This window comes from Aeromonas sp. R10-1, from assembly GCF_040908465.1.
GTDB lineage: Bacteria > Pseudomonadota > Gammaproteobacteria > Enterobacterales > Aeromonadaceae > Aeromonas > Aeromonas caviae.
In genome coordinates, this window is record NZ_JBFODT010000033.1 from 99,401 (window position 1) to 120,783 (window position 21,383).

Below are 21,383 nucleotides of genomic sequence, written 5' to 3' on the forward strand. Positions count from 1 at the left end.
CCATGCTCTCCCCTGCGCTGCGCCACAAGTTGCGCCACGAGGCCAACCAGGCGGCCAGCAAGGCCGCCGTCACCGGTCAGGCCACCGGCGCCATGGCGAACAGCCTGCATCTGCAGTTGATTGCCCTGGAGCAGGACATCCACCGCCTGCGCCAGTGCACCCGCATCGCGGACCGGGTGACCATGAAGCGCGGCGAGCTGCTCCCCAAGTACCGCCCCTATGTGGAGCGTTACCTGGAACAGGGGGTGGTGCACCGTAACGAGCTGTTCGCCCAGCTCATTATCTGGGCGTTTGACGTGGGGGATTTTGATACCGGGATCGCCTGGGCGCTGCTCGCCATCGCGCAGCACCAGCCCACCCCGGGCAACATCAAGCGCGACTGGGCCACCTTCGTGGCCGACACCGTGCTCGAGTGGGCAGAGACCCAGGCCACCAACGGCCACGCGGTCGAGCCCTGGTTTTCCCGGGTGTTCGACCTGGTGCGCACCCAGTGGCGCCTCAACGAGCGCATCACCGCCAAGTGGTTTCGGGCTGCGGGCTTGCTCCTGCTGCGCGACAGCGAGGGGCAGCCCCGCCCGAGCGCCGTCAACGATTGCAACGTGCTGGAGCAGGCCGACCACTGGCTGGCCCAGGCCGAGCAGTACCACGGCAAGGTCGGCGTCGCCACCTTGCGCCACAAGATTGCCATGCGCCTGCGGGCGCTTAACCCAGAGCAATAACGGCTCTCCGTGCCGCCGCCCCCCGGCGGGAAGGAGTGGGACGCCACCAGGCTCACCCCGTCTCCGGTCCCGTGGCCTCAGGGGGGCACCCATGACAGCGAGGGCGAGATATGTTCACCGGTAAACAGATCGATTACAGCGAGCAGACCATCCGCAACGACGGATGGTGGCCCGACGTGGCCGTCGCCGAGTTCGAGCGGCGCACCGCCCAGCCGGCCGATCTGGACAGCCAGACCATCGCCTCGGCCCTGCTCTCGGCCATTGGCCAAATCAACCTGCAGCTGCAGGCCTACCAGGACAGCCAGCGCGAACAGGGTTACCTGAACGCCGCCGCCGTGCCGGGCGTCGCCATCGAGGGCGGCCACAACGCCCTGACCGAGCAGTACCTCGGCGCCGCGTTCGCCCGCGCCCAGGCCGAGCTGCTGCCGGCCGCCGCCAGCGTCACCGAGCGCCCCGTAGCCAACAAGACCAGCGAGCGCGAGCCCCAGACCCGCGAGCAACTGCTCGCCATCAGTCAGCAACTGGTGCGGGTCATCAAGGGCAAGCGCCGCGCGGGAGTGGCCCTGATATGAGCCTGCACCAGGGATATCTGCTGCACGCCCTGCACCAGGCGCTGACCGAGGCGCTGCCCGGCAAATGCCAGGGTCTGCTCGACAGCTGGATGGAGAACGGCACCCTGCGCCTGGACCCCAAGGACATGGGGCCGACCGGTGCCATTCTCGGCTATCTGAGTTATCAGGCGGTCTACACCCTGGAGGCGCTGCCGTTTCGCGAATGCGATCCGGCGGTGCTGCTCGCCACCGTGATGGCCTGGTTGCAGGACCACGACCCCGAGCGCGAGCGCTTCGAGTTGGCTGATCCTGAGTTTCGTATCGAGCCCAATGACGAGCACAGCGCCGATCTGGAGGTGCAGATCGACTTTATCGAGCCGCTGCGTCTGACCCCGGATGAACAGGGGCCGGTGCGCTGGGCCGGCCGGCGCTGGGCGGTGATGCCCTATGCGCTCTGGGTGGCCGAGGCGGCCCTGCTGCACGTCGGCACCCTTCGCCCGCCGGCGCCCATCGAGGGGACACCATGATCACCCTGACCCTCGATACCCGCCGCACCCAGGAGCAGCTCAAGCTGCTGGCCATGCCCCCCAAGCAACGCCAGCGCTTGATCCGGCGCGCCGCAAGCGAGATCAGAAAGCTGAGCGTGCGCAACCTCACCCGCCAGCAGACCCCAGATGGAAAAGCCTGGCCCGGCCGCAAACACGGCAAGCGCAAAATGCTGCTGGGGCTGCGCAAGCTCATCGTCATCGCCGAGAAGCCAGGTCAGGACCAGGCACAGCTGCGCTTTCAGGGTGGCAACTATGGCGCCCATCCCGGCGTCATCGCCGGTACCCATCAGCGTGGCCACACCTACCAGGTCAACGCCGCCCAGCAGGCCCGCAAGCTGGCCAAACCGGAGCAAGGCGCGGGCACCGCATCCGGTGATGCCCCCGCCTCCCCCGACAAGATAGCGACCCGGGCTCAGGCCAGGAAGCTGCGCGCCCTCGGCTTCAAGCGACCAGGCAAGCGCAAGGGCCATTACCGCTCGGCCTCGCTCGGATGGATCACCGAGCACCTCGGCTACGCCCAGGCAGGGCTGCTTATCAAGAAGCTCAAAGACGAGCCCACCAAGACCAGCTGGCAGATAACGTTGCCGGCCCGGGCCTTCCTCGGGGCGACCAAGGCCCAGCGTGAGCAGGCCTTTGCCCGCGCACTGCAGGGCATCCACTACGGCTGGGACCTCAACAAACAAGACCTAAGGAGCAAGTGAGATGTGGCCATACGTCCAGATCAACAACGACAACCAGCAGCAGGGGCCGCTCACTGAGATTGAGCGCCACCTGTTGTTCGTGGGCAGCGCCCCAGAGAACACCGGCAAGCTGCTCGCCTTCAATACCCAGTCCGACTTCGACCTGCTGCTCGGCGCGGCCGACAGCGAGCTCAAGACCAACCTGCAGGCCGCCATGGCCAACGCCGGCCAGAACTGGACAGCTGCGGGCTTTGTCCTGCCCACCAATGGCGACTGGATGGACGCGGTGCGCACCGCCCAGGAAAGCACGAGCGTTGAAGGGGTGGTGGTACTGGGCCAAACCTGGACCAAGAGCAGCATCGAGGCGGCCCATGCGCTCAATCAGGAGCTCATCGCCACCTGGGGGCGCTGGCAATTCATGCTGCTGGCGGTGCAGCCCATCGACCCCCTGACCGAGGCCTGGAGCGATTACAGCGCGCGCCTGATTGCCCTGCAGACGGGGATCGCCGCCGACTCGGTGGGCCTCATCCCGCAGCTTTGGCCAAACCTCATCGGCGCCTATGCCGGGCGGTTGTGCAACCGGGCGGTGAGCGTGGCCGACAGCCCCTGCCGGGTCAAAACCGGCCCGGTCCTGAGCCTTGGCGACAAGCCGGTGGACATGGACGGCGCACCGCTCGCCCTCGATACCCTGCAACTGCTCGAGCAGAACCGCTACGCGGTGCCGATGTGGTACCCGGACTATGACGGGATCTACTGGGCCGATGGCCGCCAGCTCGACGTGGAGGGTGGCGACTACCAGGTGATCGAGAACCTGCGCATCGCCTACAAGGTGGCCCGCAAGACCCGGGTGCGGGCCATCGCCCGGCTCGGCGATCGCGCGTTCAACTCCACCCCCGGCAGCACGGCCGCCGCCGTCACCTATTTTGGCAAGGACTTGCGCGAGATGAGCCGCGCCACCGTCATCAACGGCCAACCGTTCCCGGGGGAAGTGATGCCGCCCCAGGAGGGCGACATCACCATCGAGTGGATCTCGAAGAACCTGGTCAACATCTACATCGTGGTGCGCACCGTGGACTGCCCCAAGGGCATCACCGTCAGCATCGTGCTCGATCTCAGCAAGCAAGAGGGCTAACCCATGACCCGTCGTATCTCTGGCATCAACTTCGACACCGAGCTCGCGGGCGTCATGGTGCACGTCGACAAAGCCAGCCTCTCCATCACCGACAACTCGGCCATCGCCACCAGTCGCGGCATCCCCGACGGCTTCGTCGATGGGGACGTCTCTGCCGAGCTTGAGTTCGAGCTCGACACCAAGAACTTCAACCTGCTGGGGGAGGCTGCCCGCCGGGCAGGCAGCTGGCGCGGGATGGACACCGACGACGTGCTGTTCTACGCCGATTCGGGCAACGACAGCTTCAAGGTCGAGGCGTTCGGCGTGAAGCTGCAGATCTCCGATCTGCTCGACGTCGACCCCGCCGGCGGCAAGAAAAGCACCCACAAGGTCAAGGGGCTGGTCACCAGCCCCGACTTCGTGCGCATCAACGGGGTGCCCTACCTGTCGTCTGACGACACCCGGCACCTGTTCTAACCCGCAAGGATTCCCCATGCCGAACAAGGATCCCACCCTCTGGGCCATCGTCATCGCCTGGCTGATCGAGAACGGCTCGGCCATCTATGGCGCCTTGCTGGCGCTCGCCATCGCCTTTCTGCGCATCACCTACCACGGCGGCCGGGGGCAGCGGCGGCTCATCGAGGCGCTCTTGTGCGGGCTTATCACCCTGGCGGTAGCCACCGGGGTGCGCCTGCTCGGGATCCCGGACGATGCCACCCCCTTTATCGGCGGCGTGGTCGGCCTGCTCGGGGTCGATACCCTGCGAAGCCTCGCCGAGCGCCGCATCGATGCCCGACTCAACGATTAACTCACTCACCGTTAAGGAATACACACCATGAGCAAGACCCTCACCCTGACCGTCGCCGGCCAAGACTTAAGCTTCGAGCCGACCCTGACTGCCTATAACGGCTACATCAACGATCTGCTGCCGGGCGACAAGGTGGCGCCCTCCCACAACTACCTCAAGCGCATCGTGGCCACCGACAGCAAGGCAGCCCTGGATGCGCTGCTGGCCCGCCCCGGCGCCGCCCTGCAGCTGGCGGCCGCCATCAACGAGCAGTTCGCCCCGAGCCTGGAGATCAGCGTAAAAAACTGACCGCGCGCGCCGAGGCCATCGAGCGCAACCAGCTCGAACAGGTGCTGACGCTGCGCCGGCACTACTTGCCGGGAGCGGATGACGACATCGACAGCCTCGCCCGCGCCATCTGGCTCGACAAACACGAGCGGGAACGCCTCAGCCACGCGGTGGCCGAGGGCATAACGAAAGCCTTCAACGGGTAAACACATGGCCTGGATGGAACAACTGATGATGCAAGTGGCGCTGGTTGACGGCGTCACCAAGCCGCTGCTGGGGATCCAGCGGCAGGTCACCGCACTCGGCGACACCGTCGGCCAAGGGTATGAGCAGATGGCCCTGGGCGCCGCAGCCGTGGTGGCGGGCGGCCTGGCGGTGCAGGCCGTGCTGACCCCGGCTATCGAGATGAAGCAGGCGCTGGCCGAAGTGGCCAGCCCCGACATGACCCAGGAGATGCTCGGCAGCCTGAGCAGCGCCGCCCTGCAGTTCTCGGTGGACTACGGCCAATCGGCGGTCGGGGTACTCGAGTACACCGCCGCCATGAAGAAGGCCATGCCGGGGCTGCCGGCGGCCATGCTGGAGAGCGTCACCCAGACCTCGGCCATCCTGGGCGCCGCCACAAAGTCAGACGCCGACACTGTGAGCCAGTATTTTCGGATGCTCTACGGCAACTACCAGCAGTCGGCCGACGCCATGGGCCAGAGCGAGTGGGCCGAGCGGGTCGCCGGCCAAACCCACCTGCTGACCCAGCAGTTCGGCGTCTCCATGGACAAGATGATGGGCGCCGTGGAGGGGATGCACTCCCTGCCCTCGACCATGGGGGTCGCCATGGAGGAGCAGCTGGCCATCCTCGCCATGCTGCAGACCCGCATGGGCGACGGGGATGCGGTCACCCAGTTCACCGCCCTGCTGGAAGGTGCCACCACCGCCCAGGAGAAACTCGGGGTCGCCATGGTGGACAGCCAGGGCAACCTGCTGCCCATCCAGCAGATCCTGCAGAACATCCAACCGCTGATCGACCAGATGGGCGGCGCCGAGGCCTGGGCCCTGCTCGATGAGGCGGGGCTGGGCGATGGCGCCCTGCTGCTGCAACAGCTCATCGGCGACGCCGAGACTCTGGACAAGACGCTGTCCAGCCTCAAAGGGGTGAACGGCATCGATGCGCTCAGCGACAAGCTCAAGGGCACCGTCTCCCAGTGGGAGCGATTGACCAACGCCTGGTACGCCATCCGCGCCGCTGCCTTCTCCTCGGTGCTGCCCGCCATCGAGGCGGTGGTCGGGATGTTTGCCGACGGCGCCGCCGTGGTGGTGCGCTGGACCCAGCTCTTCCCCCACCTCACCAAGGCGGTCAGCTATGCGGTGCTGGCCATCGCGGGACTGGCCATCGTCACCGGTGCCTGGGTGTTGCTCACCGCCCTGGGCACCCTGGTGGCCAAGGGGTGGGCCACCGCGCTGATGTTGCTCAAAATGCCCATTACCGTGGTCAGCAGCCTGCTCAAGACCTTCCGTGCCATCATGCTGGCGGTCAACCTCGCCATGTATGCCAACCCGGCCATGCTGATCGCCATCACCATCGGCGTGGTGCTGGTCGGCGCCATCGCCGCCGCCATCTACTACTGGGACGACTTGATGCAGCTCCTGGCCGACTGGGGCGTATTCGAGGGGCTGGAGAAGGTGATCGCCAGCCTCAGCGCCGGCTGGCAGGCCTTTACCGCCTTCTTGAGCGATCTCTCGCCGTTCGAACTGCTGGGCGATGCGGTGGGCTGGCTTATCGAGCAGCTCAACAAGATCCCGGGGGTCAGCATCGAGTGGGACGGTTTCACCGACTTGCCCACGGCGCCCACGATCAGCACGCAAGTCAGCAACGAGCAGATCACCGCTCCCCTCGCCCGCTACCGCCAGGGCGAACCCGCCGCCATCCCCGCCGGCGGGCTCGGCCAGCAGCTGGTGCAGGCCAACGCCCGCGCCACGGCCGCCGCCCAGCCCCCGGGCAAGCGCATGCAGATAGGCGAAGTGCACAACCACTTCCAGAACCCCATGACCCCGCAAATGCTGGCTGAAAACCTCTGGCTGGAGACCCCCGGATGAGTGAACAGAACGCATCGCAGAACTACGTCGACCTCCTGGTCGAGAACGGCGCCTGGGTGCTGGATGCCGGCAGCCAGCCCCGCATGACCAGTGATCGCCACAGCATCGGTCAGGACATCCAGCACCGGCTGATGGAGTCGGGGCTCGCCAGCAAGCTTATCGGCGAGCGCAGCGCCACCTTGCGCGCCGACGTGATGACCGAAATTGAGCTACAGGTGGAAAGCGATGTGCGCCTGGTCCCCGGCACCATCAACGTCATTGAGGAGGCGCCGGACCGCATCCTGGTGAGCGCCATGACCTACGAATACGGCCTTGTGGAGACCCCCTTATGAGCCAACGCCCCCACGTCGATTTTCTGCCCCTGCTGGCCTCGGCCGGCGTGCCCACCACCGCCGAGGCCATGGAAGCCGAGCTGAAAGCCCAGACCGAGGCCGCCGGGTCGCTGATCTCCAACAACGCCGACGTCTCCCCGTTCTGGCGCCTGGTGCGCAGCGTCGTCATCACCCCGGCCATGTGGCTCATCGAAACCCTGCTGGCCACCCATGTGCTGCCGGCCACCTTCGCCGCCACGGCCACCGCCACCTATCTCGATCTCAAGGCCTGGGACGTGAACCTCAGCCGCAAGCCGGCCACCGCCACCCAGGGGGTGATCGAGTATGTGAAGGCCGACCCCACCGCCGAGGTGCTGATCCCGGCCCGGGTCTGGGTCAGTACCGAAGCCATCAACGGCACCCTCTACCGGGTCAGGCCCACCCAGGATGTACTGAGCCCGGCCGGCGAGGCGGTGGCGCGGGTGATCTGCGCCGCCGAGCTCCCCGGCACGGCCTGGAACCTGGCCCCCGGTTACTACTGCCTGCTCTCCGAGCCCATCGACGGCGTGCTGTCGGCCAGCAACCCGGTCGACTGGATCACCGCCCCGGGCGCCGACCAGGAAGAGGACGACGCCCTTGGCCTGCGCATCCAAAACCAGTTCTCCACCACTGGCCACTACCACATCGACGCCGTCTATCGCGGCATGCTGGCGAGCGCCGCCGGGGTGCGTGCCGATCACATCTTCTTCGAGCACGACGGCCCCCGTGGTCCCGGTACTGCGAATGCCTACGTGCTGATGGAGGTGGGCCAGACCCCGACCACCCTGCTCGATCAGCTCAACGACTACGTGGGCCGCCAGGGTTACCATGGCCACGGCGACGACCTGTTCGTGATGGCACTGCCGGAGACCCAGCACGCCATCCACCTCGCGCTCTGGCCGGTGGCCAACCTCACCGACGAGGAGCAGGCGGCCCTGGTCACCACCACCGAGCAGATGATCCGCGCCGCCTTTCGAGAATCGGCCGATTATCCCGAGGTGACCCGCACCTGGCCCAGCGCCCGCTTCTCGTTCTCCCAGCTTGGCCACGAGATCCACGCCGCCCTGGGGGCTCAACTGCTCAGCTTGCAATTTACCGAGACCGACATCGTCAGCGCCCTCGCCATCCCGCGCCTGCAATCCGTGGAGGTGACGATCCATGAGTAACCCCCACGACGAGCAGGCGCCGCCCCTGCCCCCCTGCGCCCCGCCCTGGTGGGAGGATGGGCAGACCCTGACCGCCACCCTCAAGGAGCCCGCCTTTTTGTCGCGCGGCATCATGGCCTTCTGGCAGAAGGTCCGGGGCTGGCTGCTGATCTCCCTGGGGGCCGTCGACCCGCTCACCTGCAGCAAAGAGCTGCTGGATCTCATCGCCTGGGAGCGGGATATCAAGCGATTCAATGGCGAGCCGCTCGAGCTCTACCGCAAGCGGGTCAAGTACGCCTTCGTCAACGCCCAGGACGCCGGCGAGGTGGCCGGCTTCAAGCGCATCTTTGAGCGCCTCGGCATCGGCTGGTGCGAGATCCACGAGCGGGTCGAGGGGGCAGATTGGGACGTCATCATCATCGAGGTGACTGACAGCGCGCTCTCGAGCAACCAGGCGCTGATGCAGACCCTGATCCAGCACTACGGCCGCACCTGCCGCCGCTACCGCTTCCAGGTGGTCTACCCGGTCAAGGCCGTGTTGCACCACGCCCGTATCGACATGAACCAAGAGGTGTTTGCCGCCTCACTCAAGGGAACCTCATGAGCCAAATCATCACCGACGCTTTCTCCAGCTACTGGCAGCAATGCCTCGTCGAGCAGACCCCGGTCGTGCTCGATGAATTCGTGCTGGCCCATATCCCGGGGCTCGACCCCGACGCCCCCATTGACCCCGCCAGTGGCCTGCCGCCGGTCGACCAGATCGTGCACCGCCACGCGGTCGATCAGCGTGGGCGCATCAACAACGACGCCGTGGCCTACTCCATCGTGATGGACACCACGGTCGGGGATTTCACCTTCAACGCCATGTACCTCATCAACACCGAGCTGAACCTGGTGGGGATGATCGTGCACAAAGGCGAGGAGACCAAACTCGCCACCGACCCGGGCAGCGGCCAGACCGGCAACTCCCTGGTGAAATCCATGCTGATGGAGTACGACCGCGCCGCCGAGGCGAGCCAGACGGTGATCGACGCCAGCACCTGGCAGATCGACTACGCCGCCCGCCTGCGCGGCATGGACGAGGATCTGCGTCGCCAGGCCATGGGCACCTTCGGCCACGCCGCGTTCTACGGCGACGGCTTCAAGCTGGTGAACGATGCAGGGCTCTATAAGGTGCAGCCCGGTCAGGGCTATGTGGGCGGGCTGCTGGTTGAACTCGCCAGCGAGCAGGAGGTTGCTCCCAGCGCCAAACCGGTGGGCCTCTGGCTCGACGTCTACCGCGCCGGTTCCCTGCTCAGCCCCTGGGTCAACCAGGTGACCCTGACGCTCAGTACTGCGGATCTGGTCGATTACGTGGATGCCAACGGCTATCCGCACTTTGTCACCCGGCTGGCCACCATCAACGCGGACGACAGCGTTACCGACACCCGGGCCAGGCGCACCCTGACCCTCACCGGTGACGTCACCGGTCAGGCGTCCTTCAACGGCCCCGACAGCATCGAGCTTGAGGTGACCATCGAGGACAACAGCCACGATCATACCATCGAGAACGTGGAGGGATTACAAGAGGCGCTGGATGGGGTGCTTCCTACTGGGTCTTACAACCCCCGGGCAGACGCAATGAACAATGAAGGAGGGACCATTGGCCAATTCATCGGTGACCTGAACACTCTGACGATGGGCACTTACGTCCTTGCCAAGGGGGCTGGCTCGACCAACTACCCCGACGTGACTGCCGGATATATGTATGTGGAGACCCGGAGCATCTACAGCGCAGATGCGCTGCTACAGGTTGCATGGCCCTACGAGGCGGACAGCGCAGTGTGGTTTCGGAACTACTCCACCAATACCGACAGCTGGTTGCCGTGGGTCAAGATATACGACACGGTGCATAAACCTACCGCTGCCGATGTAGGCGCCATGCCCAAGTCAGGCGGTGCGTTCGACGCAGGAGCAAAGGTTGTCTTTTCCGGAAGTTTCAATGGCCCGGACGACGTCGCACTGGACATGGGCAACCAGTCCATCGGCGGAGTACATGGCCTCACCTTCTCCGACTCGTCAGGTGACGCCAGTGAGGGCATTTTGTGGCCCAAAACGGGCATCACCGGCACTGACCCCGATCTTGCTGACTATGACAGTTTTCGGGTCATCGACGGGGTGGTGTATATCAATGCCAACAAGCTCTACCATCAAGGATTCAAACAGCCTGGCACGATAGGCTCTTCCACTGAGATGGGAGCCAATGTTGACTTGGACACCATGATGACTCCAGGTGTATGGCATCAGAGTGCTAACGCTGAGGCATCAACAGATCTGCATTACCCCGAGGCTTCCGCGGGCTCACTGGTTATCTATGCTGCTGCAGGCATCGTGCAGGAGTACCGTGTTTACAACTCTTCTCGAGTCTGGATCCGGGCACAATACAGCTCAGGTGCCTGGACCGCCTGGGCAAAGCAGTACAACACCCAGAACAAGCCCACTACTGCCGACGTGGGAGCTGCCCCGCTGTCCCATACCCATACCGCAGCCCAGGGTAACCAGGACATTGTGGCCGGAAGTTACGGGCAGGTGGGGACATACGCACTGCTCCACTGTGATGCCGGTGCGACCAGTATCGGCGCTACCCAAAGCGGCTCCTCACTGCACCCCGCGGACGCGGAAGGCTACTCCTCGGGAGCCATGTCCGGCACCTGGAAACAGCTTGGTTATCGTAGTGTGAAAGCGTCAGATAACACCGGCTCTGAGACCACCTTGTTCATCCGCATCGCCTAGGAGCAAGCAATGCAAATCACCCTCACCAGCGCAGCACAGCCCAGATGGATGGATGCCGAACACACCCGTATCAACCTGCAGGTGCAATTTGAGCATCTCCCCGAAATGGTGGCGTTCACCGCATCACCGAACGATATCGAACCCCATGGCCGCCTTATTTTTGACCGTGCCGCCGCCGGGGAATATGGAGAAGTGGCCGAGTACGTACCGCCCACCCCCTTGGAAGTGGCAGCCCGGGATAATCCGCCCATGCGTCGCAACGCCATGGCGTTGGCCATCACCAACGTTCAGCACTTCGAGATGATGGGCAACGCAGAGCAGGCCGCCACCTGGCGAACCTACTACCAGGAGATCTATGCCCTGGCCTCGGCCTCCGAGTGGCCTCTGGTTGAACAGTGGCCCACCGCACCAGAGTTGGCGGCATGAGCTGGCGCAATGCAGCCCTGGTGCTGCCCTCCTCGCTCACCGTCATCCGCCAGCAGGCCGAGACCATCACCGGTCAGCTCCCGGGCGTCATGGCCGAAGCGACAGGCCGGCTGGCGGCCCTTGCCGAGCAGGCCCAGTACCGCCGCCACCCTCTGAGCGACGAGGCTGCCGCCCTGCTGGGGCTACGCGCCGAGCTGGATGCCCTGCTTGCCACCGGCCGTCAGCTGACGGTCACCCCCTTTATGCACGGGATCGGGCAGCAGTTGGATGGACAATGGACGCTCTCCGCCGACACTGCGGTCAAGGTGCTGGCCACCAAGCTGCGCGACGGAGCCGACCCGCAGCAACCGGCCGGTGAGCTCCACGCGGTCGGCTGGCTGGTCACCGGCAACCACCCCACCGAGCTGGCCAATGCCCTGGCCGCGCTCTGTCCCTGGCTGCCGCTGCCCGCCTGGTGCGCCACCTTGCGCCGTTTGCACGCAAGTCAGGACACCATGACCCTGCCGAGCACGCCCAAGACTCCCCATTGGACACCGGATGAACCACTTTGCTGGGATCCGCTGCGCGCGGGACGCCGCCTGGTCGGCGCCGAGCTCGCCCAGTTGGAGAGCCTGGCCGCCGACCAAGCCACGCCCATCGAGCGTTTGAGCCAGCTGGCAGCCCGTCGGCAGGCCCGGCTGGATGAGCTGGCACAGCGCCTGGACGACCTGGCGGCACTGCAGGGCCAGCTCTGGTGCTGGCACGGCCAGGGCAGCGTGGAGAGCCTGGCCGCCCAGCTGGAGCAATCCGGCCCGCCGGGGGCACAGAGCCAGAGCGTCGGCGCCCTGCTGCTCTCCCCCACCCCGCTCACCTTCTGGCAGGAACTGACTCTATGAGCACCACCATGCTCACCCTGGACGGCGAACCCATTGCCCTGCAGTCGATGCGCATCACCGCCGGCATGCAGTTCATGGACGCCGACCAGTCGGGCCAGACCAGCGCGACCAGCACCTCGGAGCAGGGCGCCAAGGCCAAAGAGCTGGACGTCACCGGCCTTATCGCCTTCAAGGACGAGGCGCATCTGGCACGCCTGTTCGAGCTGGCCGATGCCAAGGGGGACGGCGGCCAACGCCACCTCTACCGGGTCGGCAGCCTCTTGGCCAAGAGCATCAAGGTGCGCCAGGCCAAATTTGCCGGCCGCATCAGTGCCACCGAGCAGGAGGGGCTGCTGGCCTGGCACATCCAGTTCACCCTGCGCGAGCACAACTCGGTACCGGAGCAACGGGAACAGCGAAAGGCTTTGCCCCCGCCCACCGTGGGTCAGGGCACCGACAACACCAGCTCGACCGGTGCTGCGGGAACCACCACCGAGAGCGGCGCCCCGGATCTGACCACCTTTGAGAAATTCGTGCTCAAACCGATGGATGACTTCTTCGCATGAAACTGAGTACCCGGGCCGCCGCCAGCGGCCAACCTGTTCACCTGGTCGACCACGACATCGTGCTGGATCTCTCTGCCGGTGGGCGTGCCGCCCTCACCATCAAGGGAGAGGTCAGCAAGAAACAGGTCATCACCGTCGATCTCGGTTACAACGGCGATCTGCGCCGCTACTTCACCGGCTACGCCTACAACGTGACCCCGGCCGAGAACGGCAGCCACCGGGTGCTGTGCCGGGAGCTGGCCGGCGTGCTCGGCAGCCGCTTCCCGGTCAGCCAGCAACACGCCACCCTGCGCGGCCTGCTGACTTGGCTCAGCGAACAGAGCGGGCTGACCTTCTTGCTGCCCGATGGGGCCGACTACACCGACCGCCCCATCCCCAACTTCGCCAGCTCAGGCACCGGCTATCAGCTGCTTGCCCACGCGGGACGCGCCTTTACCGTCCCCGACTTTTGCTGGTATCAGCAGCCCGACGGCGCCGTCTTTGTGGGCAGCTACGCCCATAGCCGCTGGCATGGCAAGGATATGCCCATCTCCCCCGCCTGGTCGGCCAAGCAGTCGGGCGACACCCTGACCATGGCCCCGGTACCACCCCTGCGCCCGGGGGCCACCCTCAACGGCCAGCGCGTGACCCGGGTGCGCCTCACCGGCGATGAAATGAGTCTGACTCTGGCCACCCCGGGCAAGGCGGTAAAATCCCCACAACGTCACGCCATGGAGCACGAGTTTCCGGAGCTGGCCGACCAGCTGCATCTGCCCAAGTTCGGGCGGGTCGAGGCCATCAGCGATCAGGCGCACGCCGGCCAGCTCAACGACCCCTTCCGCCCCCGCTATGCGGTGGACGTGCAACTGCTCGGTGAAGATGGCCAGCCTGATGAGGCCACCCCACTCTATCGGGCGGTGCCGCTGCCGGTGATGATGGGGGGCCCGGAGCAGGGACTGCTGCAGTACCCGCTGCCGGGCACCCTGGTCGAGCTGGGGTTTGCCTTTGGCCGCGCCGATCGGCCCTTTATCCGTACCGTGCTCGGTACCGGCTGGCCGCTACCAGGCATCGCCCCGGGCGAGCAGCTCCAGCAGCAGCGGGCCGAGGTACTCGCGCGCACCGATGCGGTGGGCAACCAGACCCGCACCACCGATCGCGATCAGTTCGACGGCGCCCTGCGCATGCACCACCAGGCCGACGACTACCTGGGGGAGTTTGGCCAACGTCGACTACGGGTAGGACAGCACAGCATTGAGGAGGTGGGCGGGATCAAGCGCATCGAGGCGCTGGGGGCCATTGAGCTGCTGGCCGGTGATGATGTGATGCTGGGGAGCCTTGGCAACATGAGCCAGACCGCGGCGGGGGATCTGGTCGAGGTGGTGGGGCAGTTGCGCCGGGCCATCGCCGGCGAGCTGCAGCACCTGGAGGCACCGCGTTCGTGGATGGGGACAGACAGCCTGAACATCTTCCAGCTGCTGCTGCAGTTGATGGACCTGGTAGCGCAGTTGGCCAGCACCACCGCCAGCCACACCCACCCGGATAAGAACCAGCCCCCAAGCCAGGGGGATACCTTCAGCCAGCAGGCCGAGCAGGCCGGAGCACTGGCTCAGCAGCTCACTCCCATCATCGAGTGACCCCCAAACCAAACCCCAAGCGAAGAAGGCCCCACACTGTGGGGCCTTCTTCTATCTGCCTGACAGCGCCTGAGCATGGCCAGGGAAAGGTGCCGCATGAAGAGGCACCACCAGACAGGCCCGCATCATACGTGAAGCCTGGATGTGCTCACAGCCCCTCCTAGCGCATGGCGGTAATCCCCACGGACTGCCCCGCGCCACGGAAACCGCGCTCTTCCGCTCCCGCCTGCGGGCTCTGTGAGAAAAAATTTTGCAAAAGCTGGGCCCCGCAAGACCAGTCCGCCAGACCGCGCCAATTCTAGGATCTTGCGGGAGGATCCGGATCTGAAATCGTTGAAAGAAATTGCAAGTTTTTACAGTTCCCAGGGGCCTAGCGATGCAAGGCTGAAAGCGTAACCAATTGAATATATTGGGTTAAGCGTACTTTTCGTGGGAATTTGATGGATCAGGCAAGATCGCACAGGCCGTCGATATATAGCGGTAAGGCTTTTTATTTCAACTGGTTAGCAGTCAGCGGGGATGAAGTGGGAACTGAAATTATGAAAGAGATATGCCGTCTTGGTGTACCAACCAACCAGTCCAACGGAAAACAGGTTCCATGAAATGTGTCCGGTCACGCAGGGAGTGAGCTGATAACTGGGTTCTCTACGGCGGCCTCACTTGCCTGCACGAAACTTTAAGCAGCTTCGCCAAACTGAACAGGTAGGGTGGGTGTCCCTTCATGCTTGGGACTAGCTCCAGATCCTCGATAGTTCCAACATAGTTAAATGGACATATAGTCTCAAGTGATAGCACAGAAAATCCCATCGGGTCAGTATCGATCCGAAGGAACTCTGCAGCCCTAGCAACGGCCTCTGCAATGAGAGATGCGTCAAAAGGAGCTCTACAGCCATCACGTTTGATAACTACATGTTTCACTTAAATGTCACCTTCGCTCCTGTCAGCAAAATCTCTACCCTTAGAAACAACATACTGCTGCTTCAGTATGAAGATCGTACCGGAGGAATCGGCGGTTCCCCCTGGTAAACGAAAGTTAGTTGTGATTGCTCTCGCATGAAAATGAATGGTTCATATGAACCTCCCCGGTGTAAAAACTATGTAATTCTCTTGGGTGAATGAATTTCCCAAAACAACTTGCTCTAGGCGCTAAAACCTCCTCATCCATGAGTCCTGCCAGGGCCCCACGGCAACATTAATGACCTTCAGCCAACCCCCAACCATTTCAATGCTTGAAGTGCTAGCTCTTTACCAAGTTGAAAGGCTGCGCCTTTCAACATCGACTTAAAGAGCCCATCATTCGCACGAACTGATTCATGCTGGCCTTTTGAGGTCTGTGTTTGTTTGCTTTTCGTACTTTTTTGTCTGCGTCTCGACATATCAATTTTCCTTGATATGAGGGACGCCTAACTCTGCGTTTGCCGAGGGTAGGAACGGCAACTACAGATATTGGGTATCTGTGGGTAGGAACACAAGACCCATTAGAAACATTTCTTAGAAATAGTTAGAGGTAGGATTCAGAGGAATTGAGGGAGGGTGGGCTGAACGAAGCCTTACTGAGAACAGGTCACAAAAATCAAGCCGGGGCAAAACAAAGCCCCGACGATGCGGGGCTATTATTATCTGTCGATGTGGTCAATGTGTGGACATTGATAGAAACAAATCCTTTTAATTCATTGCATTAGATCATTTATTCAACGCGCCTCTGGAGGGTTTTTTTATGCGGGCTCCTCACTCCCTCCTCCCCCTGCGGGGGCCCGACTATCCACTGGCCACTGTCGCCATGTCTTACCCCTTGCCCGGCGGCCCTGAGCCTCTGACCCCACGACCTTCTCCTTTACTTCTTTCCCCCGCTTTCTGCTTGCTCACCTTGTTCGCGACGGGTCTGGATAAAGGCCTTGGTACCGCAGAGCCACGGCCCTGCGCCAGGCCTCCCCTGCCCTTCATCCCATCACACTGGCGCCATATAGCAACCCGGGTGGGCCGACGATATCGCCCGCTTCCCCTGCGCGCGGGCCCAATGGCTCGTCCCCCCAAGAAAACAGCGAAAAACGGGGCTTCCGACCACCCAAGGCCCCATGAAGATCGAACCTCCATTTTCCCGCCTTCCCCCTTTCCTTCCATGCTCCTTTGACGGCCGTTTTGTCGTTTTTCGTACTCTTTTTGCTCCCATCCTGTTTGGGATGAGCAGAAAATTGAGGCTTCATCGGATAACCCTGGCTGGCAACAGCCTTGCAGACTGGGGTTAGGACACAAGTCGTGAGAAAACATGACATGGGATGACAAAACTTGGCTAGCAGCCACCAACCTCCCTATGGCGACATCAATCGGCGCATCCCGCAGGCCATTTTGCTGCTGAAAAATGGAGATCACCACACAAACCCCAATCGGAACCACCAAAGAGAGCGTCATAAAAATAACATAACTCAATGTATTTAAAGAATTTATATACCTCTCTTTTCACTGATATCACCATGAAGCCCTTCCCAGGACAAAAAACGCCCTTAAACTTATAAAAATGCTGTCGTATTTCACTGACAAACCATTTTTGCCTCATAATTACATTTTTCGTTGTTTTATCGTTCTGTTGTGGTATCTTGGTCCCATCATGAGCCAACCAAGGGAGATAAAATCATGAAAGAGTTCGTAGTTACCGCCGTTTTCACCGTGTTTTTCACTCTGGTTGCCGTCTCCATGCCGTCGCTGGCACAGCTCTAAGTCGGTCAATCAGCCTTCTGCCACCTCTGCACCAGAGGGGTGGTTCAAAAAACAGACTGCAACATGGGTTTTTGACGTTCTCTGGCAAAGGATGATGCCAAGCCATCATTGAGTGCGATCTGCGCACACAAAACGACCTCGTCGACATCCATGCCATCTTTCAAGGGGAGCCCGGGCTCCCCTTGTCGCAACTCCCCCTGCGGGATTTACTCTTGCCCCCCTGCCCGTCACAATGGCCGCTGGATTTGCCACGCAGGAACCACCATGACTCAGGATGCCTTGCGCCACTGGCGCCGCGACCTTCATCGTCACCCCGAAGCCGCCTGGTGTGAATTTCGCACCACCACCCTCATCGCCCAACACCTCAGTGAACTCGGTTTCTCCATCATGCTGGGGGATCAACTGCTCGCCAGCACCCTCATCATGGGACGGGAAATAGACGTCGAGGCCCAGAAGGCCCGTGCCCTGCACCAGGGGGCGCATCCGGAGTGGCTGACGCGGATCGACGCACTCACCGGCGTGATGGGACTCTGGGATAGCGGGCGCCCCGGCCCCACCCTGGCGTTTCGCTTCGATATCGATGCGGTGGAGGTCGAAGAGAGCCAGGAGGCGTCACACCTGCCCGGCCATGGAGGCTGGCACTCCGCCAACCCGGGCTGGATGCACGCCTGTGCCCACGATGGTCACACCGCCATCGGGCTGGTGCTGGCCGAGCGGATCGCGGCCCTCGCCGATCGCCTCACTGGCCGCATCAAGCTCTTCTTCCAGCCGGCTGAAGAGGGCTGCCGAGGCGGCAAGGCGCTCGCGGCAGGGGGGCAGCTCGACGACGTGGACGCCCTGCTGGCACTGCACATCGGCATTCACGCGAGCAGCGGTGAGCTGGTGGTCAACCCCACCGAGTTTCTCTGTTCAACCAAATTCGACGTGGAGTTCATGGGGCAAGCCGCCCATGCGGGGCTCGAGCCCAACGCGGGCCACAATGCCCTGGCGGCGGCCTGCATGGCCACCACCGCCATGCTCGGCATTCCCCGCCATCGGGACGGCATGACCCGCATCAACGTGGGGCAGCTCAACGGCGGTAGTGGACGCAACGTCATCCCGGGCCATGCCCGCCTGATGGGGGAGACCCGTGGCGCGACGCCGGCCCTCAACGACTACATGTTCAATCAGGTGCAGCAGATTGTGGAGGGGGCGGCCCTGATGCAGGGCGCGACCTACCACATCCGCAAACAGGGGGAAGCGATCGGCATCGAGAACAGCCCAGCCCTCATCGAGGAAATCGTGCCTCTCGCACAGGGGATCTCCCTTGATACCATCCACACCCGCCGCTTCGGGGCCAGCGAGGATGCCGGTTTCCTCATCGAGCGGGTACAGCAGCACGGCGGCGAAGCCGCCTATCTCATCCTGGGAGCCAACCTCGCAGCCCCCCACCATTATCCGGAGTTCGACTTCGACGAAGCCGTGCTGGCCCCCGGAGTGGCCTTGCTGGAGGCCTGGCTGCTCGCCCGCCTCGGCCGCTAGCAGACGCCGGATGCAAACAAGGCAGCCCATGGGCTGCCTTGTTTTTTACATCCTTGCGGACATGGGGACCTACTCTCCCAGCACGATCGCGCAGAGATGGGCGAAGTGGTGGATCTCGTGGGTCGCCTCGCACGGACCTGTCTCCCGTCCCGGGTTGTACCAGCAGGTGGCAAGCCCCTGGGCGGCGGCACCGGCGATGTCGGTCTTGGGATTGTCCCCCACCATCAACACCCGCGCCGGGCTCGGCTGACCCATCTGCGCCAGGGCATGCTGGAAGATGGCCGCCGCCGGCTTGGTCACCTGCACCTCGTCAGAGATAACGAGAGGCTCAAACCAGCTGTTCCAACCCAGTTTGTCGAGGCGCCCGCGCTGGGGCAGGCTGAAGCCGTTGGTGATGATCCCCATTCTGACCTTGCTCTTCAGGGCCTGCAGGGTCTCCTCCACCCCCTCCAGCGGCACGCTCAGGGCGATGATCTGCTGCAGGAAGGTCTCGTTCATCGCCATGGGCGCCACGTTGACCTGCTCGGCAAAGAGCGAAAAACGGGTCTGCTGCAGGTGGGTGGCGTCAATCTCCCCTGAGTTGTACTGCTGCCAGAGCCGCTGGTTGAGGGCATGGTACTCCGCCATCTTGGGGGGAGTCGGCGCCACGCCGTAGATCTGCAGGGTCCGCTCCAGCGCCCTGGCGACCGGAAAATCGAGCAGGGTTTCGTCCAGATCGAACAGCACCCAGTCATAGCTTGCTTGTTTCACGCTTGTCCTTATTGATTGTGCTTGGCCACGTTGTCATGCGTCGGGCGCCCCCATCCCCAGAGGGCTGTCGAGCAGGGTCAGGGTCAGCCTGACACCAAAGCCGGTTACCTCGCTGCCCACCACGCCATTGCCCCCCTTGTTGCGAAAACCACTCAGGTCGAGGTGCAACCAGGGAAGCTCGGCGGGCACGAAACGCGTGAGAAAACGGGCGGCATCGATGTGATCCGGGGAGGCGCCCGGCGCGCACTGTAACAGATCGGCCCACTCGCTATCGAGGTTGTCATCGTAATCCTCGTCCAGGGGGAAGGGCCAGACTCGCTCCCCGCTCTGCTGGCCCAACGCTATCAGCGTGGTGAGCCACTCGGGGCGGTTGGTGAAGGCGCCGCTGTAACGGCTGCCGAGCGCCCGTTTGCAGGCGCCGGTCAGGGTGGCGTAGTCGATCAGCAAGTCGGGTTTGTCCCCGGCCGCCAGGGTCAGGGCATCCGCCAGCACCATGCGACCCTCGGCATCGGTGTCCACCACTTCGATGGTGGTGCCGTTCAGCGCAGTCACCACCTCACCGGGCCGGAAGGCCTGCGGGCCGATGTGGTTCTCAGCGATGGCGAGCCAGCAGTGCACCTCAATGGGGAGTTTCGCCCGGCTGATGGCCAGCAGTGTGCCAAGGGCCACCGCGCTGCCCCCCATGTCCAGGTGCATGCCATACATGCTGCCACCGACTTTCAGGTTGTAGCCACCGGAGTCGTGGCAGATCCCCTTGCCCACCAGCGCGACGCGGCGCACCGGGTTGGCCGGACAGTAACTGAGCCTGACGATGGCGGCCTGACCGTCCGCCGAACCACGGGCCACCGCCAGGAAGGCGCCAGCCCCCTTCTGTGCCAGGGTCGTCTCATCAAACTCCTGCCACTGCCACCCCTCCTGCTGCGCCAGCTCCCGGGCATAGGCCCGGTAATGACGGGCATTGAGCTCGGACGCTGGCAGCACCGCCAGGTGGCGAGCCAGACCATTGCCTTCGGTTTCTGCGCTCAGGCGGGCCATGTCCAGCTCGCAAGGGGGGGAAAGTTGCAACTGCTGATAACCCGGTCTTGTCGCCTCACTCCGTTTCTGGGTCGGCAGGGTCACATCGGCGGCGAGCAGGCAGGCGAGCACCACCCTTGCCAGTTGCGCGCGATGCTCATCGTCAAAGCCCTCCAGATGGAGCGCCAGGTGCGTCGCCTTGAGGCCCGCCAGCGAGCCCACCCAGCTGCGCACCTGCTTGTAGAGCCGATGATCCAGGACCGGGCGGGCATCCATGAAGATCACCCGTTGCAGCCCCTGACTGTCGTCGAGGGAATAGGGGGCCTTCTGACCCAGGGCTATCTGGGTTGCCACGGCGGCAAAGGGAGGCGTCGCCAGCAGGGTATCGCGCGCTGAGTCAGCAATGAGCAGGAGTTTGACGGCAGTCGGCCCTGCCATTACCTCGGCGAGGGAGGTGCTCTGCATCGTGATTTGGGGAGAAGAATAGCTAAAAGGGGTCATCACAGGGTGCGGCCTCATCCATGAACAGAAAGCAGGATGATACCGAACAAATGGCGAGAGGGATCGGAAAAACACACATTATTGTGTGCAAGCAACAGATGCTGGAGGGGATCAGAGAGGTAATGCAGAAGAAAATCAGTCAGAAGTTGGTTGCGGGGGCCGGATTTGAACCGACGACCTTCGGGTTATGAGCCCGACGAGCTACCGAGCTGCTCCACCCCGCGTCCGAATTGCATTGCCACCACAAAAAGCAGAGCAGTTGCTTCTTGCTGACTTCGTCTCCACCGCTGCGCTATGCGCTTGCCATGGACACAAATAGTTGGTTGCGGGGGCCGGATTTGAACCGACGACCTTCGGGTTATGAGCCCGACGAGCTACCGAGCT

General features: G+C 63.4%; 22 protein-coding genes and 1 tRNA gene. 19 read left to right on the forward strand and 4 right to left on the reverse strand.

Annotated elements, in window-relative coordinates:
* Positions 1-2 precede the first annotated feature (2 nt).
* The 18 genes from AB5Y93_RS16445 (at position 3) to AB5Y93_RS16530 (ending at position 14,498) form a co-directional block, all read left to right on the forward strand.
* Complete coding sequence (locus AB5Y93_RS16445) at positions 3-719, forward strand: terminase endonuclease subunit (RefSeq protein ID WP_368229859.1); 717 nt, start codon at positions 3-5, stop codon at positions 717-719.
* A gap of 110 nt (positions 720-829) precedes the next feature.
* Positions 830-1,291 carry a head completion/stabilization protein gene (locus AB5Y93_RS16450; RefSeq protein WP_368229860.1) on the forward strand — a complete coding sequence of 154 codons (462 nt, stop codon included), beginning with the start codon at positions 830-832 and terminating at the stop codon, positions 1,289-1,291.
* Positions 1,288-1,797, forward strand: a complete 510-nt coding sequence (locus AB5Y93_RS16455) for a phage tail protein (protein ID WP_368229861.1) — start codon at positions 1,288-1,290, stop codon at positions 1,795-1,797. The genes AB5Y93_RS16450 and AB5Y93_RS16455 overlap by 4 nt, the downstream gene beginning before the upstream one ends.
* Positions 1,794-2,519: a phage virion morphogenesis protein gene (locus tag AB5Y93_RS16460; RefSeq protein ID WP_368229862.1), complete on the forward strand. Its 726-nt coding sequence runs from the start codon at positions 1,794-1,796 to the stop codon at positions 2,517-2,519. Before AB5Y93_RS16455 ends, AB5Y93_RS16460 begins: the two co-directional genes overlap by 4 nt.
* Position 2,520: 1 nt before the next feature.
* A complete protein-coding gene (locus AB5Y93_RS16465) occupies positions 2,521-3,630 on the forward strand; it encodes a DUF2586 domain-containing protein (protein ID WP_368229863.1) in 1,110 nt (369 codons plus the stop codon).
* 3 nt (positions 3,631-3,633) lie between these two features.
* Entirely contained in the window at positions 3,634-4,086 is a 453-nt protein-coding gene (locus tag AB5Y93_RS16470) for a phage protein (RefSeq protein WP_368229864.1), read from the forward strand.
* Positions 4,087-4,102: 16 nt separating this feature from the next.
* Entirely contained in the window at positions 4,103-4,417 is a 315-nt protein-coding gene (locus AB5Y93_RS16475) for a phage holin, lambda family (RefSeq protein WP_368229865.1), read from the forward strand.
* Positions 4,418-4,444: 27 nt separating this feature from the next.
* Positions 4,445-4,705, forward strand: coding sequence for a putative phage tail assembly chaperone (locus tag AB5Y93_RS16480; protein WP_368229866.1), 261 nt, complete (start codon positions 4,445-4,447; stop codon positions 4,703-4,705).
* Positions 4,706-4,746: 41 nt separating this feature from the next.
* Positions 4,747-4,890 (forward strand): hypothetical protein, encoded by a 144-nt coding sequence (locus AB5Y93_RS16485; protein ID WP_368229867.1) that lies wholly within the window; start codon positions 4,747-4,749, stop codon positions 4,888-4,890.
* 4 nt (positions 4,891-4,894) lie between these two features.
* Positions 4,895-6,772, forward strand: coding sequence for a phage tail tape measure protein (locus tag AB5Y93_RS16490; RefSeq protein ID WP_368229868.1), 1,878 nt, complete (start codon positions 4,895-4,897; stop codon positions 6,770-6,772).
* The gene (locus AB5Y93_RS16495; protein ID WP_368229869.1) at positions 6,769-7,104 is read left to right on the forward strand and encodes a DUF2590 family protein; all 336 of its coding nucleotides are present in this window, start codon (positions 6,769-6,771) and stop codon (positions 7,102-7,104) included. The genes AB5Y93_RS16490 and AB5Y93_RS16495 overlap by 4 nt, the downstream gene beginning before the upstream one ends.
* Complete coding sequence (locus tag AB5Y93_RS16500; RefSeq protein ID WP_368229870.1) at positions 7,101-8,288, forward strand: baseplate J/gp47 family protein; 1,188 nt, start codon at positions 7,101-7,103, stop codon at positions 8,286-8,288. The genes AB5Y93_RS16495 and AB5Y93_RS16500 overlap by 4 nt, the downstream gene beginning before the upstream one ends.
* Complete coding sequence (locus tag AB5Y93_RS16505) at positions 8,281-8,871, forward strand: phage tail protein (RefSeq protein WP_368229871.1); 591 nt, start codon at positions 8,281-8,283, stop codon at positions 8,869-8,871. The genes AB5Y93_RS16500 and AB5Y93_RS16505 overlap by 8 nt, the downstream gene beginning before the upstream one ends.
* Positions 8,868-11,039 carry a phage tail protein gene (locus AB5Y93_RS16510; protein WP_368229872.1) on the forward strand — a complete coding sequence of 724 codons (2,172 nt, stop codon included), beginning with the start codon at positions 8,868-8,870 and terminating at the stop codon, positions 11,037-11,039. Before AB5Y93_RS16505 ends, AB5Y93_RS16510 begins: the two co-directional genes overlap by 4 nt.
* A 9-nt stretch (positions 11,040-11,048) precedes the next feature.
* Positions 11,049-11,465 (forward strand): hypothetical protein, encoded by a 417-nt coding sequence (locus AB5Y93_RS16515; protein ID WP_368229873.1) that lies wholly within the window; start codon positions 11,049-11,051, stop codon positions 11,463-11,465.
* The gene (locus AB5Y93_RS16520; RefSeq protein ID WP_368229874.1) at positions 11,462-12,340 is read left to right on the forward strand and encodes a hypothetical protein; all 879 of its coding nucleotides are present in this window, start codon (positions 11,462-11,464) and stop codon (positions 12,338-12,340) included. The genes AB5Y93_RS16515 and AB5Y93_RS16520 overlap by 4 nt, the downstream gene beginning before the upstream one ends.
* Positions 12,337-12,885: a hypothetical protein gene (locus tag AB5Y93_RS16525; protein ID WP_368229875.1), complete on the forward strand. Its 549-nt coding sequence runs from the start codon at positions 12,337-12,339 to the stop codon at positions 12,883-12,885. The genes AB5Y93_RS16520 and AB5Y93_RS16525 overlap by 4 nt, the downstream gene beginning before the upstream one ends.
* Positions 12,882-14,498 carry a hypothetical protein gene (locus AB5Y93_RS16530; protein ID WP_368229876.1) on the forward strand — a complete coding sequence of 539 codons (1,617 nt, stop codon included), beginning with the start codon at positions 12,882-12,884 and terminating at the stop codon, positions 14,496-14,498. The genes AB5Y93_RS16525 and AB5Y93_RS16530 overlap by 4 nt, the downstream gene beginning before the upstream one ends.
* A gap of 1,202 nt (positions 14,499-15,700) precedes the next feature.
* Here the strand turns inward: AB5Y93_RS16530 and AB5Y93_RS16535 are convergent.
* The gene (locus tag AB5Y93_RS16535; protein ID WP_368229877.1) at positions 15,701-15,874 is read right to left on the reverse strand and encodes a hypothetical protein; all 174 of its coding nucleotides are present in this window, start codon (positions 15,872-15,874) and stop codon (positions 15,701-15,703) included.
* A gap of 1,603 nt (positions 15,875-17,477) precedes the next feature.
* Here AB5Y93_RS16535 and AB5Y93_RS16540 point away from each other — a divergent pair.
* A complete protein-coding gene (locus AB5Y93_RS16540) occupies positions 17,478-18,734 on the forward strand; it encodes an amidohydrolase (RefSeq protein WP_368229878.1) in 1,257 nt (418 codons plus the stop codon).
* 69 nt (positions 18,735-18,803) lie between these two features.
* Here AB5Y93_RS16540 and yjjG read toward each other — a convergent pair whose 3' ends face one another.
* From yjjG to AB5Y93_RS16555, 3 genes are all read right to left on the reverse strand, one after another.
* Positions 18,804-19,484 carry a pyrimidine 5'-nucleotidase gene (gene yjjG, locus AB5Y93_RS16545; RefSeq protein ID WP_010674855.1) on the reverse strand — a complete coding sequence of 227 codons (681 nt, stop codon included), beginning with the start codon at positions 19,482-19,484 and terminating at the stop codon, positions 18,804-18,806.
* A gap of 33 nt (positions 19,485-19,517) precedes the next feature.
* On the reverse strand, positions 19,518-21,002 hold the full coding sequence (locus AB5Y93_RS16550) for a leucyl aminopeptidase family protein (RefSeq protein ID WP_368229879.1): 1,485 nt from the start codon (positions 21,000-21,002) through the stop codon (positions 19,518-19,520).
* Positions 21,003-21,146: 144 nt separating this feature from the next.
* Positions 21,147-21,223: transfer RNA gene (locus AB5Y93_RS16555), tRNA-Met, on the reverse strand.
* Positions 21,224-21,383: the final 160 nt, after the last annotated feature.

Excerpts from the sequence above, each read along its gene's own strand:
- AB5Y93_RS16445 (WP_368229859.1), top strand. The coding sequence starts at position 3 with ATGCTCTCCCCTGCGCTGCGCCACAAGTTGCGCCACGAGGCCAACCAG.
- AB5Y93_RS16450 (WP_368229860.1), top strand. The coding sequence starts at position 830 with ATGTTCACCGGTAAACAGATCGATTACAGCGAGCAGACCATCCGCAAC.
- AB5Y93_RS16455 (WP_368229861.1), top strand. The coding sequence starts at position 1,288 with ATGAGCCTGCACCAGGGATATCTGCTGCACGCCCTGCACCAGGCGCTG.
- AB5Y93_RS16460 (WP_368229862.1), top strand. The coding sequence starts at position 1,794 with ATGATCACCCTGACCCTCGATACCCGCCGCACCCAGGAGCAGCTCAAG.
- AB5Y93_RS16465 (WP_368229863.1), top strand. The coding sequence starts at position 2,521 with ATGTGGCCATACGTCCAGATCAACAACGACAACCAGCAGCAGGGGCCG.
- AB5Y93_RS16470 (WP_368229864.1), top strand. The coding sequence starts at position 3,634 with ATGACCCGTCGTATCTCTGGCATCAACTTCGACACCGAGCTCGCGGGC.
- AB5Y93_RS16475 (WP_368229865.1), top strand. The coding sequence starts at position 4,103 with ATGCCGAACAAGGATCCCACCCTCTGGGCCATCGTCATCGCCTGGCTG.
- AB5Y93_RS16480 (WP_368229866.1), top strand. The coding sequence starts at position 4,445 with ATGAGCAAGACCCTCACCCTGACCGTCGCCGGCCAAGACTTAAGCTTC.
- AB5Y93_RS16490 (WP_368229868.1), top strand. The coding sequence starts at position 4,895 with ATGGCCTGGATGGAACAACTGATGATGCAAGTGGCGCTGGTTGACGGC.
- AB5Y93_RS16495 (WP_368229869.1), top strand. The coding sequence starts at position 6,769 with ATGAGTGAACAGAACGCATCGCAGAACTACGTCGACCTCCTGGTCGAG.
- AB5Y93_RS16500 (WP_368229870.1), top strand. The coding sequence starts at position 7,101 with ATGAGCCAACGCCCCCACGTCGATTTTCTGCCCCTGCTGGCCTCGGCC.
- AB5Y93_RS16505 (WP_368229871.1), top strand. The coding sequence starts at position 8,281 with ATGAGTAACCCCCACGACGAGCAGGCGCCGCCCCTGCCCCCCTGCGCC.
- AB5Y93_RS16510 (WP_368229872.1), top strand. The coding sequence starts at position 8,868 with ATGAGCCAAATCATCACCGACGCTTTCTCCAGCTACTGGCAGCAATGC.
- AB5Y93_RS16515 (WP_368229873.1), top strand. The coding sequence starts at position 11,049 with ATGCAAATCACCCTCACCAGCGCAGCACAGCCCAGATGGATGGATGCC.
- AB5Y93_RS16520 (WP_368229874.1), top strand. The coding sequence starts at position 11,462 with ATGAGCTGGCGCAATGCAGCCCTGGTGCTGCCCTCCTCGCTCACCGTC.
- AB5Y93_RS16525 (WP_368229875.1), top strand. The coding sequence starts at position 12,337 with ATGAGCACCACCATGCTCACCCTGGACGGCGAACCCATTGCCCTGCAG.
- AB5Y93_RS16530 (WP_368229876.1), top strand. The coding sequence starts at position 12,882 with ATGAAACTGAGTACCCGGGCCGCCGCCAGCGGCCAACCTGTTCACCTG.
- AB5Y93_RS16535 (WP_368229877.1), bottom strand. The coding sequence starts at position 15,874 with ATGTCGAGACGCAGACAAAAAAGTACGAAAAGCAAACAAACACAGACC.
- AB5Y93_RS16540 (WP_368229878.1), top strand. The coding sequence starts at position 17,478 with ATGACTCAGGATGCCTTGCGCCACTGGCGCCGCGACCTTCATCGTCAC.